The 12,690-nt window shown below is 65.8% G+C and carries 12 protein-coding genes; 4 read left to right on the top strand and 8 right to left on the bottom strand.

The window, feature by feature from the left end; genetic code table 11:
* Positions 1–38: 38 nt before the first annotated feature.
* Positions 39–437, top strand: coding sequence for an 8-oxo-dGTP diphosphatase MutT (mutT, locus tag GEU84_RS13540; protein WP_152826910.1), 399 nt, complete (start codon positions 39–41; stop codon positions 435–437).
* Between the two features lie 123 nt (positions 438–560).
* Positions 561–701, top strand: a complete 141-nt coding sequence (locus GEU84_RS13545; RefSeq protein WP_174539862.1) for a hypothetical protein — start codon at positions 561–563, stop codon at positions 699–701.
* Between the two features lie 97 nt (positions 702–798).
* On the opposite strand, the gene infB is transcribed toward GEU84_RS13545, so the two are convergent.
* From infB to GEU84_RS13585, 8 genes are all read right to left on the bottom strand, one after another.
* On the bottom strand, positions 799–3,366 hold the full coding sequence (gene infB, locus GEU84_RS13550) for a translation initiation factor IF-2 (RefSeq protein ID WP_152826912.1): 2,568 nt from the start codon (positions 3,364–3,366) through the stop codon (positions 799–801).
* The gene (locus GEU84_RS13555) at positions 3,363–4,025 is read right to left on the bottom strand and encodes an RNA-binding protein (protein WP_152826914.1); all 663 of its coding nucleotides are present in this window, start codon (positions 4,023–4,025) and stop codon (positions 3,363–3,365) included. The genes infB and GEU84_RS13555 overlap by 4 nt, the downstream gene beginning before the upstream one ends.
* Before the next feature lie 21 nt (positions 4,026–4,046).
* Positions 4,047–5,645 (bottom strand): transcription termination factor NusA, encoded by a 1,599-nt coding sequence (gene nusA, locus GEU84_RS13560; RefSeq protein WP_152826916.1) that lies wholly within the window; start codon positions 5,643–5,645, stop codon positions 4,047–4,049.
* A 40-nt stretch (positions 5,646–5,685) separates the two neighbouring features.
* Entirely contained in the window at positions 5,686–6,297 is a 612-nt protein-coding gene (gene rimP / locus GEU84_RS13565) for a ribosome maturation factor RimP (RefSeq protein ID WP_152826918.1), read from the bottom strand.
* 152 nt (positions 6,298–6,449) lie between these two features.
* A complete protein-coding gene (locus GEU84_RS13570; protein WP_420899284.1) occupies positions 6,450–7,580 on the bottom strand; it encodes an N-acetylglucosamine-6-phosphate deacetylase in 1,131 nt (376 codons plus the stop codon).
* Positions 7,577–8,602, bottom strand: coding sequence for an SIS domain-containing protein (locus tag GEU84_RS13575; RefSeq protein ID WP_152826920.1), 1,026 nt, complete (start codon positions 8,600–8,602; stop codon positions 7,577–7,579). The genes GEU84_RS13570 and GEU84_RS13575 overlap by 4 nt, the downstream gene beginning before the upstream one ends.
* Positions 8,603–8,606: 4 nt before the next feature.
* Positions 8,607–9,392, bottom strand: coding sequence for a GntR family transcriptional regulator (locus GEU84_RS13580; protein WP_152826922.1), 786 nt, complete (start codon positions 9,390–9,392; stop codon positions 8,607–8,609).
* Positions 9,389–10,213, bottom strand: a complete 825-nt coding sequence (locus GEU84_RS13585; RefSeq protein ID WP_152826925.1) for a glucosamine kinase nucleotide-binding domain-containing protein — start codon at positions 10,211–10,213, stop codon at positions 9,389–9,391. Before GEU84_RS13585 ends, GEU84_RS13580 begins: the two co-directional genes overlap by 4 nt.
* Positions 10,214–10,365: 152 nt before the next feature.
* Here GEU84_RS13585 and GEU84_RS13590 point away from each other — a divergent pair, with 152 nt between their 5' ends.
* Positions 10,366–11,259, top strand: a complete 894-nt coding sequence (locus GEU84_RS13590; protein ID WP_152826927.1) for an N-acetylmuramic acid 6-phosphate etherase — start codon at positions 10,366–10,368, stop codon at positions 11,257–11,259.
* Between the two features lie 33 nt (positions 11,260–11,292).
* Positions 11,293–12,546, top strand: coding sequence for an ABC transporter substrate-binding protein (locus tag GEU84_RS13595; RefSeq protein WP_152826929.1), 1,254 nt, complete (start codon positions 11,293–11,295; stop codon positions 12,544–12,546).
* The last annotated feature ends 144 nt before the right edge of the window (positions 12,547–12,690 follow it).

Here is a 12,690-nt window from a genome sequence, read left to right on the forward strand (position 1 = left end):
AAAACCCCCGGCCTTGGCAGAGAGTGCCGGAGCCTGGCATGAAAACCCTCCTCGTCGCGGCCGTTGCCCTGATCGACGCTGACGGCCGCGTGCTGCTGGCACAGCGCCCGCCCGGCAAGTCGCTGGCCGGGCTGTGGGAGTTCCCGGGTGGCAAGGTGGAGCCCGGCGAGACTCCCGAGGCCGCGCTGATTCGCGAGTTGAAGGAAGAGCTGGGAATTGACACCCATGCCAGTTGTCTGGCCCCGCTCACTTTCGCCAGCCACAGTTACCCGGATTTCCACCTGCTGATGCCGCTTTACGCCTGCCGCCGCTGGCAGGGAATCGCTGCGGGGCAAGAGGGGCAAGCGCTGGCCTGGGTGCGTGCCCAGAATTTGCGCGACTATCCGATGCCGCCTGCTGATTTGCCGCTCATCCCCATTCTGCGTGACTGGCTGTAACGTCACAACCTTGCGATTTTTCGCATTTCGCACAGCAATTGCGCATATCCGGCAAAATTGTGGTGGTTTTTGGAAATTTTGTAACTATCCTGAAATTGTAACGAATTTGCTTTGGGGGAAGCCATGTTGCGAACGATCACACTGGGTAGCTGCGTGTCGGTTCAGGGTATTGTCATTGCCCAACTTGCGGACGGAAAAATTGTCGTGCGGGTCGATGAAAAGAATTTCGTCGGTTATCCCGTCGGTGCCGCCCGCGTATCGTGATATCTGGGAGGATAACGGAAAAGGCCGGGCAATTTGCCCGGCCTTTTCCGTTTGTGCCGCGCCCGGTCAGGGATGTTCCTGACAGGGCGCGCGCGTATCAGGCCAGCTTGCGCTGAACCTCTTCGCGTTCAAAGATCTCGATCACGTCACCGGCGCGCAGATCGTCATAGCGTTCAAACGCCATGCCGCATTCCTGGCCGGAGATCACGTCTTTCACTTCGTCCTTGAAGCGTTTCAGCGTTTTCAGCGTGCCCTCGTGGATCACGACGTTGTCGCGCAGCAGGCGCACGCCCGCCGAACGGCGTGCAATGCCCTCGGTCACAAGGCAACCCGCAACATTGCCGATGCCCGACACCTTGAAGACTTCCTTGATCGTGGCGTAACCGATGAAGGTTTCGCGCACTTCCGCTTTCAAGAGGCCCGAGGCCGCCGCCTTGATGTCATCCACCAGATCGTAAATCACCGAATAGTAACGGATTTCCACGCTTTTCTGGTTGGCCGACTGGCGGGCCGAGGCATTGGCCCGCACGTTGAAGCCGATGATCGGCGCGTTCGACGCCTCGGCCAGACCCACATCGGAATCGGTGATCGCACCGACGCCGTAATGCAGAACCCGCACGCGCACCTCGTCATTGCCGATCTTTTCCATCGCCTGAACAATGGCTTCGGCAGAACCCTGCACGTCGGCCTTCACAAGAATCGGCAGCTCGGCCACGTCCTTGTCGGCTTTGGCCTTCGCCATCAGCTGCTCCAGCGTGGTCGCGGCACCGGCGGCGGCGCGTTTGTCCTTGGCGGCTTTCTCGCGGTAGGTCGCAATCTCGCGCGCCTGCGCCTCGGTTTCCACCACGTTCAGCACGTCGCCAGCGCCCGGTGTGCCGTTCAGACCCAGCACCTCGACCGGTACCGATGGCCCGGCTTCGTCGATCCGCTCGCCCTTGTCGTTGATCAGGGCGCGCACCTTGCCCCACTGCTCGCCGACGACAAAGATGTCGCCTTTGCGCAGGGTGCCGTGCTGCACCAGAACCGTCGCCACCGGGCCACGGCCCACGTCCAGCTTGGCCTCGATCACCGCGCCCTGTGCCGCCCGTTTCGGGTTGGCGCGCAGGTCAAGGATCTCGGCCTGAAGCGCGATGCTTTCCAGCAGCGTATCCAGACCCTTGCCGGTTTTCGCCGATACTTCCACATCCAGCACGTCGCCCGACATGGCCTCGACCACAACGTTGTGTTGCAGCAGGTCAGTGCGCACCTTTTGCGCATTGGCCTCATATTTGTCGATCTTGTTGATCGCCACGATCATCGGCACGTTGGCCGCCTTCGCGTGGTTGATCGCCTCGATCGTCTGCGGCATCACGGCGTCATCCGCCGCCACCACCAGAATGACGATGTCGGTCACGTTCGCGCCGCGCTGGCGCATCGAGGTGAACGCCGCGTGGCCGGGCGTGTCGAGGAACGTCAGCACCGCGCCGCTGTCGGTCGTCACCTGATAGGCGCCGATGTGCTGGGTGATGCCGCCCGCTTCGCCAGAGACAACCGACGTCTTGCGGATCGCATCCAGAAGCGAGGTCTTGCCGTGGTCGACATGGCCCATGATCGTCACAATCGGCGGGCGGGGCAGCAGGTTGTCGCTGCTGTCCTGCACAGTGTCGATCACCTGTTCCACATCGCTGTAGGACACGCGCACGGTACGGTGGCCGAATTCCTCGATCACCAGTTCCGCGGTATCGGCATCAATCGACTGGTTCATCGTGACCATCATGCCCATTTTCATGAGCGATTTCACCACATCGGCCGCGCGTTCCGCCATGCGGTTCGCCAGTTCCTGAACGACGATCGTTTCCGGCAGCTGCACGTCGCGCACCTGCTTTTCGGGCTTGTTGAAGCCCATGGCCTTTTGACGGGCCTTTTCCTGTTTCCGCTTCATCGCGGCCAGGCTGCGGGTGCGCCCGCCCTCGCCCGACAGGGCGTCGTTCAGGGTCAGCTTGCCGGAACGGCGCGCGTCATCGGCCTTGGCCTTGGCGTTGCGGTCGCGGTCATCGCCGCGCGGTTCGCGGTCACGCTCGGTCTTGCGCGGGGCAAGGCCGGGCTTGGCACCGGCGGGGGCGTTGGTCTGGTTGCGGGCCGTGGTGTCTTCTGCCGGGGCGGCGGGTGCCGCCGAACGGGCATCGGTCCGCGCCGGGGCAGGGGCCGGGGCTCGCTTGGCCTCTTCCGCGCGCTTGGCGGCGGCTTCGGCCTCGGCCTTGGCGCGCGCCTCTTCCTCGGCTTTCAGCCGGGCGGCTTCGACACGCTCACGCTCCTCACGCTCTTTCGCCTCGATGTCATCGCGGCGACGTTGCCGGTCTTCCTCGCGGATGCGGTCATCTTCGGCGCGCTTGGCGGCATCTTCGGCTTCACGGGCCTTGGCATTGCGCAGCGCGGTCAGGCGACGCTCCATCTCCGCATCGGAAATGCCTGCGGGACGCTTGGAAGGGTCGCCCAGATGCGATGTCGAGCCGGATGCGCCGGCAGCGCCGGGTGCCCCCGGTTTTGTGGGCACGACCACACGTTTGCGCTTGGTTTCCACCAGCACAGATTTCGTTCGGCCATGGCTGAAACTTTGTTTTACCTGGCCGGGCCGAGACGACCCGCCACCAAGGCCAAGAGGTTTCTTACCGTCTGTATCGCTCATGCGTCTTTCGTATCCCTTCCGACGGTCTCGCCGTCGATCTGCCCGCCATCAGCAGCCTTGCCGCCGATATTCTCTCGTAGTCCGGCGAGCCGTGCCGCTTCCTCTACAACACGCGTCGTGAGTCCGCCAGCCGCAAGCGCGCCGTGTATCGCATGTTCACGCCCGAAGGACAAACCCAATTCCTGAGCCGTCAGACAGCCGATGAACGCATCTTTTCCGTCCGGCGGATGCAGCTTTGACTTGCCACGCTCCGATCCGTCGCTGGCCTGGATCAGCACGCGCGCCTGCCCCTTCACCAGCCAGTCCTTCACCTTCTCATAGCCCATCACCGCGTCGCCCGCCTTGCGCGCCAGCGAGATCAGGTCGATCACCCGCCGCAGCACCTGCGCCTCGACCAGATCGGCCAGACCAGGCGGCACTGTCACCGGCTGGCGTGCGGCACGGGCGAACAGGCCCTTGCCGGCCGCTTTTTCCAGCGCGGCGCGGCTGGCCGTCACGTAGAACCCGCGCCCCGGCAGGCGTGCCAGCACGTCCGGCACCACCTGCGCGTCAGGCCCCAGCGCGAAACGGATCAGGCCCGGCTTGGGCTGGCGCTCGCCGGTGACGATGCACCGGCGTTCGGGGTCGTCGCGGTCGTCAATGCGGCCTCCGCGCGTCATTCGGGGCGTTCCGAGGCCCGATCAGGCCTCGGCCTCCTCGTCGTCGGCGGGGCCAGCGAGTTCGGTCGGGTCCACCCAGCCCAGCATCACGCGGGCCGTCATCACCAGATGCTGCGCCTCTTCCAGGCTCACGTCAAATTTTTCCAGCACGCCTTCATCCTTCTTGCGCTGGCCGTTTTCGGTCGTCCAGCCGCCGGCCAGTTCCCAGTCGGCGCAGGTGGCGAAATCTTCCAGCGTCTTGATGCCGTCCTTGCCCAAGGCCTCCAGCATCTGCGGGGTAAGCCCTTCGAAGTTCACAAGGCTTTCTTCCACACCCAGCGCCAGCGCGGCTTCCATGGCCTTGCGGTTGGCGGCTTCCAGATGGTCGCGGGCGCGCATCTGCAACTCGGCAGCGGTGCCCTCATCAAACCCGTCGATGGACAGAAGTTCGTCCGTATCGACATAGGCCACTTCCTCAAGGTTGGTGAACCCTTCGGAAACAAGCAATTGGGCCATCATCTCGTCAATATCAAGGGTCTCCATGAACAGATTGGTCCGTTCGGTAAATTCCGCCTGCCGCCGGGCCGATTCGTCGGCCTCGGTCATGATGTCGATATCCAGACCCGTCAGCTGGCTTGCCAGACGCACGTTCTGCCCGCGCCGCCCGATGGCCAGGCTCAGCTGTTCGTCCGGCACCACAACCTCGATCTTGCCCGCGTCATCGTCGATGACAACCTTGCTGACTTCGGCCGGTTGCAGCGCGTTCACAAGGAAGGTCGCCTGATCCTGGTTCCACGGAATGATGTCGATCTTTTCGCCCTGAAGCTCGTTCACCACCGCCTGAACGCGGCTGCCGCGCATACCGACGCAGGCACCCACCGGGTCGATGGAGTTGTCATAGGAAATCACGGCGATTTTCGCACGCGAACCGGGGTCGCGGGCCACGGCCTTGATCTCGATGATGCCATCATAGATTTCCGGCACTTCCATCTTGAACAGCTCGGCCATGAACTGCGGATCGGTGCGCGACAAGAACACCTGCGGGCCACGGGCCTCGCGGCGCACATCCTTGATATAGGCGCGGATGCGGTCGTTCGGGCGGTAGGATTCGCGGCCGATCTTTTCGTTGCGGCGCAGGATCGCCTCGCCACGGCCGATATCGACGATGATGTTGCCGTATTCCTCGCGCTTGACCTGACCGTTGATGATCGTGCCCTTGCGGTCCTTGAATTCCTCATACTGGCGGTCACGCTCGGCTTCGCGCACCTTTTGCAGGATGACCTGCTTGGCCGATTGCGCGGCGATGCGGCCCAGATCGACAGGCGGAACCTCGTCAATCACCTCGTCACCGATCTTCGGGTCTTTCAGATGGCTTTTCGCCTGCGCCACGGTCAGTTGCGCATGGTGATTCTCAACCGCCTCGTCCTCGACCACGGTGCGGATGCGGGCGAAAGTCGCGCGGCCTGTCTTGCGGTCGATCTTCACGCGGATGTCCAGCTCGGACCCGTAGCGCGACTTGGCGGCGCGGGCGAGGGATTCTTCCATCGCCTGAATCACCAGATCGGGGTCGATCATCTTTTCACGCGCCACCGCTTCGGCGGTTTGCAGCAGTTCAAGCTGGTTGGCAGAGGTAATCGCCATGGTCATCGTCCTCGTAAGGGATCAGCGTTTCGGGGCTGGGTCAGTGTTTGGGTGCAGCGGTTTCAGCGTCGTCGCTGTCGCCGGCTTCGGATGTCTCGATCTCGTCGAAATCGGCCTCGTCGAACGTGCCCGAGGCTTTGCGCTGGCGCAGCATTTCGGCGATCAGATCATCGGTCAGAATCAGCTTGGCGTCCGACAGCCAGTCGAATTCCAGCCCGATGGTCAGCGTGTCGGCGCCATCCTCGATCTCGATCAGCACTTCGTTGCCTTCGGTGCCGCGCAGAAAGCCCTTGAAGCGGCGGCGGCCGTCGATCAGCTCGGTCGTTTCCAGCCGGGCCTCGTAATCGGCCCAGACATCGAAATCCTTCAGCCGGGTCAGCGGGCGGTCGATGCCGGGCGACGACACTTCAAGCGTGTAGTTTTCCTCGATCGGGTCTTCCACATCCAGCACGGCGGATACGGCGGTGGAGATTTTCGCGCAATCTTCCACGATGATGCCGCCTTCGGGGCGGTCGGCCATGATCTGCAAGGTGCGCAGCTTGCCGCCCATCAGGCGGATGCGCACCAGTTCGAACCCCAGCCCTTCGATGGCGGGGGTGACAATCTCGGCCAGGCGGCGGTCGATGGCGGTTTTGGCGATAAGGTCGGACATGTGATGTTCCAGAAAACAAAAAACGGGCCAAGCGGCCCGTGCGTGCGGATCGGAGGCTTCGGGTGTGGACCCCGAAACGCGCTGTTGAAGGGGATATACGCAGAACCGCCCGAGTCTGCAACCCCGCTGTCACAAATGCGGGCCGGGTGGCGTCACCCTACGCGCTGCCCCGCCTGCCAGACGCCGCGCACCGCCCAGTCCGCCCCCAGATGCACCATATCCGCCGCTCGCCCCGGCAGAAGGTGGCCCCGGGTGCCGCCTTGCCCGATCACCGCCGCCGGCACCGATGTGGCCATGGCCAGCGCGCGTTCGGGGGGCAGACCCACACGGCCCACCATCACCCCCACCGCCTGCGGCAGCGTCAGGTCGGCCCCGGCCAGCGTGCCATCCTCCAGCGTCAGCCGCCCGTCCTGCCGCAATATCCGCCGCCCGCCCAGCGTGAATTCCGTCAGGCCGCTGCCCGCCACAGCCATGCAGTCTGACACCAGAAACAACCCCTCCGGCTTCGCCGCGCAGGCGATGCGCATCACCTCGACCGCCACATGGATGCCGTCGGCGATCAGGCCCGCCGGGATCGCGCAATCCAGGGCCGCGCCCACCAGCCCCGCCTCGCGGTTGCCCATCTGGCTCATCGCGTTGAACAGATGCGTGACGCAGCCCGCCCCCGCCGCCATCGCCGCGCGTGCCTGACCGGCGGTGCAATCGCTGTGGCCAAGGCTGACCACCGCACCCGCCGCGCGCAGGGTGGCGATCTGGTCTGCCGTCACAGCCTCGGGCGCCAGTGTCACCATCAGCGCGGGCAAGGCGCGGGCCGCGTCGCACAGCCGCGCCAGATCGTCGCCGGTCATCGGGCGGATCAGCGCGGGGTCATGCGCGCCCTTGCGGCGCGGGTCCAGATGCGGGCCTTCGATATGCAGGCCCAGAAAACCGGGCAGGCCCGCCGCCGCAACCCCGGCGGCAATCACCCGGGCTGTCGCCCCGGGCGTGTCGGTGATCAGCGTGGGCAGGATGCCGGTCGTGCCAAGCCGCAGATGCGCGGCGCATATGGCCGCCAGTGCCGCCGCATCGGTGGACCCGTCCACCATCCGCCCGCCCCCGCCATTCACCTGCAAATCCAGAAGGCCCGGGGCCAGAATGCCACCGTCCAGCACCACCCGGCCCCCGCTTGGGGCATCCGCCTCGGGCAGCAGCGCCGTCACCGTGGCCCCCTGCACCACCAGCGCCATCCCGTCATGCAGGCTCTGCCCGTCAAACACCCGTGCCCCGACAAAGACCTGCATCACACGGTTTCCGTCACCTTGCGCAGATGCGGCGGGGTGTCGGGGTCAAAGCCCCGCCGCCGCGCCAGCCCCTCGACAAAGGCGTAGAAGCCCACGATCAGCACCAGCGGCGCCACCAACGGATGCAGCCCGCCGACCGATGGCAATGTGACCGCGCCCTTGGCTGCCGCCCCGGTCAGAAACACATCGGCCCCCTGCGCCGCCAGCCGCTCGGCGGTGGCCACAAGCTGCGGCAGGGCGGCATCATCCACCCCCAGCGCAAACACCGGAAAGCGCGCCTGCACGATCGCCGCAGGCCCGTGCAGCACCTCGGCCGCCGAATAGCCCTCGGCATGCAGGCCGCTGGTTTCCTTGAACTTCAGCGCGCATTCGCTTGCGATGGCAAAACCCGGCCCACGCCCCAGCACATACAGTGACTGCGCGCGCGACAGTCGGGCGGCCAGCGGTTCCCAATCCAGCGCCAGCGCCTTGGCAAAGGCATCTGGCAGGCCCGCGACCGCCGCGCGCAGCGGTGCATCGTCTTGCCATTCGGCCAGCAGCGCCAGCCCGGCCAGAACCGAGGTGACAAAGGTTTTCGTCGCCGCCACCGATTTCTCGGTGCCTGCCAGCAGGGGCAGGCAATGGGCCGAGGCCTCGCCCATCGGTGCATCGGCGAAATTGGTGATCGCGATGCTCAGGGCGCCCCCGGCCCCGGCGGCGCGCATCATCTCCACAATATCCGGGCTGCGGCCCGATTGCGAAATGCCGATGCAGGCCGCCCCACCCAACCGCAGGGGCCGCCGGTAGATCGAAGCGATGGATGGCCCGACCGAGGCCACCGGCACCCCCGCCAGCAGTTCCACCGCGTATTTCAGATAGGTCGCCGCATGGTCCGACGATCCGCGCGCCACGGTCACGACCAGCCCCGGGTCCACCGTTCGCAGCGCCGCAGCCGCGTCGGCCACCGCCGCCTGCGACCCGGCCAGAAACCGCGCGGCGGCGGCGGGAATTTCGGCCACTTCCTGCGCCATGAAACTGTCGGTCATCGGGTCATCCTTTCGTTGTCCGGCCATCCGTGGCTTCGCCACCGGGGGCCAGTTTCAGTTCCACAGCGAAATCATAGGCATCGCCGCGATAAAGCGACCGGGTGAATTCCACCACCCGGCCCGAGGGCAGGTAACTGACCCTCTCGATCCTCAGGCCCGCCACGCCGGGGGCGACACCCAGCAGGTCGGCATCCTTTGCCCCCAGATTGGCCGCAGAAATCCGCTGCACCGCGCGCACCGGGCGCAGGCCCCGCTCCTCCAGCAGCGCATAAAGCGAGGCTTCAACCGCCATGGGATCGGGCAACACCTGCGCCGACAGGCTGGCGCGTTCGATGGCTAGCGGCACGCCATCGCTGCGCCGCACCCGTTCCAGCCGCGCCACCCTGTCACCCGCGCCCAATCCCAGCGCCATGACCTCTTCGGGGGCCGGGGCGTGAAGCGCGCGCGAAAGCCAGACCGATTCCACGCTGCGCCCACGCCGGGCCATATCCTCGGTAAACGAGGTCAGCAGCGACAGAGCCTGTTCCAGACGTTCCACCCGTGCCGCCACAAAGGTGCCCGATCCGCGCTTCTGCACCAGCACGCCCTGCGCCACCAGCGCCTGCACCGCCTTGCGCACCGTCACCCGGGAAAGCCCGGTCATCGCGGCCATGTCACGCTCGGCGGGCAGGCTGTCGCCCGGGGCCAGCCGCCCCTCGGCCACCGCATCGGCAATGCGGCGTTGCAGTTGCAGATACAGCGGGCCAGAGCCCGCCACATCGAAGCCGTCGGGCGAAAACATCTGGTTCATCCCAGCCCCCGCGCCAGCATCAACGCGCCATCCAGCGCCGTGCCCTGCGGGTCCACCGCCTGCCATTCCGGGGCCAGCAGCCCGGCATAGATGCCACCAAGCCCACCCAGAAACACCACCTGCCGGGTCTGATCATGGTCCAGGAGGTCAAGCGCGGCGGCGACTTCACGCGCGCCATCGGCCAGAAGTGTCTGCGCCAGCGGATCACCGGATTCAATGATGCGGGGCGCAAGCGCCGCGAAATCGGCAGGGGTGGCGCGGGCGGCAAAGGAAATCACCCCCGCCTCGCCGCCCATCTCGGCCAGCACGGCCTGCACCAGCGGCGTTGCCGCCAGGAATCCGTCCGCCGCGCGCAAGACCTGAGCCAGCAACCGGCGGCCCAGCCATGCCCCGCTGCCCTCATCCCCCAGCACCAGCCCCTTGCCGCCGATCTGCCGGAACACCCCGCCCCGCTGCGCCGCAAAGACCGACCCCGTGCCGATGGCCGCAACAATGCCGTCACCCGCGCCAAGCGCCCCCATCACCGCCGTCTGCGCATCGGTGACGATGCGCGCCCGGGCAAACGGCAGATCCAGCGCATCATGCCCCGCCGCATTGGCACCCGCCAACCCCAGCCCGGCATGGATCCGGCCAAGATCGGCTCCGCCCGCAGCCGCGACAGCCTGCATGGCGGCGGCAAGGATGCTGGCGCGGGCAGCCACGGGGTCGCTGGTGATATTGGCAGGCCCGCCGGTGCCACGCCCCAGCACCGGGCCGGTAGCCCCTGCCACCACCGCCCGGCACCCCGTGCCGCCCCCATCGATGCCCAGAAAAAGCGCCATCCCGAATCCTCCGCCACCTAAGATACCAAAACAATACCAAATGAAAAGTGGCATCATGCAAACTGCCAGAAAACCAAAGAATATGCCGACTCAAAGATGATGCTTTACAATTGGTATTATTTTGGCATTGTTTATCCATCAGGGGGAATCGCATGGCTAACCGTCGGACAGAGGCTTCACATCCCGCAGCGCAGGGGCTGCATGCGGCACCCGCCGCCGTGGTCCTGGGGCATCTTCTGACGGCACAGGTTGCAGCGGCGGCATCGGTTGCGCCCGCCCTGCCCGCGCTGGAGGCTGCCGCCGAGGCCGCGGCGCAGGCGTTGGGGCAGGGGCACAAGATGGCCTATGCCGGGGCGGGCAGTTCGGGGCTGATGGCGCTGGCCGATTGTCTGGAACTGGCAGGCACCTTCGGCATTCCGCCCGACCGCACGCCCATGCTGTTCGCCGGTGGTGCGGCTGCCCTGCTGCACATGACCGGCGCGGTGGAGGATGACCCCGCACTGGCGCTGGCCGATCTGGACCGCGCTGGCATCGGGGCGGGCGATGTGGTGATCTGCATTTCGGCTTCGGGCGGCACACCCTATACGCTGGTGGTGGCCGAAACCGCGCGCGACCGTGGGGCCACGATCATCGGCATCGCCAATGCGCCGGGCACCCGTCTGCTGGCTCTGGCCGATCTGCCCGTGCTGCTGGATACCGGGCCCGAGGTGATCGCGGGTTCCACCCGCATGGGGGCCGCGACCGCGCAGAAGATCGCGCTGAACATGCTGTCGGTGCTGGTGGGCATCCGCCTGGGCCATGTGCATGATGGTTACATGGTGAATGTGATCGCCGACAATGCCAAGCTGATCGACCGCGCCGCGCGCATCGTGGCCAACCTGTCGGGGGCTGGCATGGATGCCGCCCGCGACGCACTGGCGCAGACCGGCGGCGCGGTGAAGCCTGCCGTGCTGATCGCCGCCGGGGCCACGCCTTCGGCTGCGGCCAAGGCCCTGCATGCCAGCCACGGGCACCTTGCCCCGGCGCTGGCCACAAAGTTTTCATAACCGGGCAAAAAGCCCGCCAACCGGGAGACGACAATGACCACGAAAACCCTTCGCATCGCCTTGCTGACCAGCACGCTGCTGGCCGGTGCGGCTGCCGCGCAAGACACCACGCTGACGATCGAGTCCTGGCGCAACGACGACCTGCTGATCTGGCAGGACACGCTGATACCGGCGTTCGAAGCTGCCAACCCCGGCATCAAGGTGGTGTTCGCGCCCTCGGCCCCGGCGGAATACAACGCTGTGCTGAACTCGAAACTCGACGCCGGTTCGGCGGGCGATCTGATCACCTGCCGCCCCTTCGATGCCTCGCTGGAACTGTTCAACAAGGGGCAACTGGCCGACCTGACCGATCTGGAAGGCATGGCGAATTTCAGCGCCGTGGCGAAATCGGGCTGGTCCACCGATGATGCGGCGAAAACCTTCTGCGTGCCGATGGCGTCGGTGATCCACGGCTATATCTACAACAAAGAGGCGTTTGCCGCGGCGGGCGTCGAAGTGCCGAAAACCGAGGCCGAGTTCTTTGCCGCGCTGGACAAGATCAAGGCCGAGGGCAGCTACATTCCCATGGCCATGGGCACAAACGACCAGTGGGAAGCGGCCACGATGGGCTACAACAACATCGGGCCGAACTACTGGAAGGGCGAGGAAGGCCGTCTGGCGCTGATCGCGGGTGAGCAGAAGCTGACCGACGCACAATGGGTGGCCCCGTTCACCCAACTGGCGAAATGGAAGGACTATCTGGGCGACGGTTTCGAGGCGCAGACCTATCCTGACAGCCAGAACCTGTTCACGCTGGGCCGTGCCGCCGTCTATCCGGCCGGATCATGGGAAATCAGCGGTTTCCGCGCGCAGGCCGCGTTCGAGATGGGCGCGTTCTATCCGCCGGTTCCCGCCGCCGGGGATGAGTGCTATATTTCCGACCATACCGACATCGCCATTGGCCTGAACGCGGCCTCGCCCAATGCCGAAGCGGGCAAGGTCTTTCTGAACTGGGTCGGCTCGCCCGAATTCGCCACGCTTTACGCCAATGCGCTGCCGGGCTTTTTCCCGCTGTCATCGACCCCCGTCACGCTGGAAGACCCGCTGGCGCAGGAATTCCTGAACTGGCGTGCGACCTGCAAATCCTCGATCCGGTCCACATATCAGATCCTGTCGCGTGGCACGCCGAACCTGGAAAACGAGACCTGGAACGCCTCGGCCAATGTGATCAAGGGCACCGAGACGCCGGAAGCCGCCGCCGCCCGCCTGCAAGAGGGTCTGGCGTCGTGGTATGAACCGCAGAAGTAAGCGCGGGCTTTTCTGACGGAGCCGGGGGCTGACTTTTGCCAGCACCGGCTTTGGGAAACGCTGGGGAGGGGGCTGCCTGGCACCGACCCCGATGTCGGGAAACCCCGGGGAGGGGGCTGTCTGCCCCCTCCCCGGACCCCACCC

The organism is Fertoeibacter niger (genome assembly GCF_009380135.2).
Classification (GTDB): Bacteria; Pseudomonadota; Alphaproteobacteria; order Rhodobacterales; family Rhodobacteraceae; genus Fertoeibacter; species Fertoeibacter niger.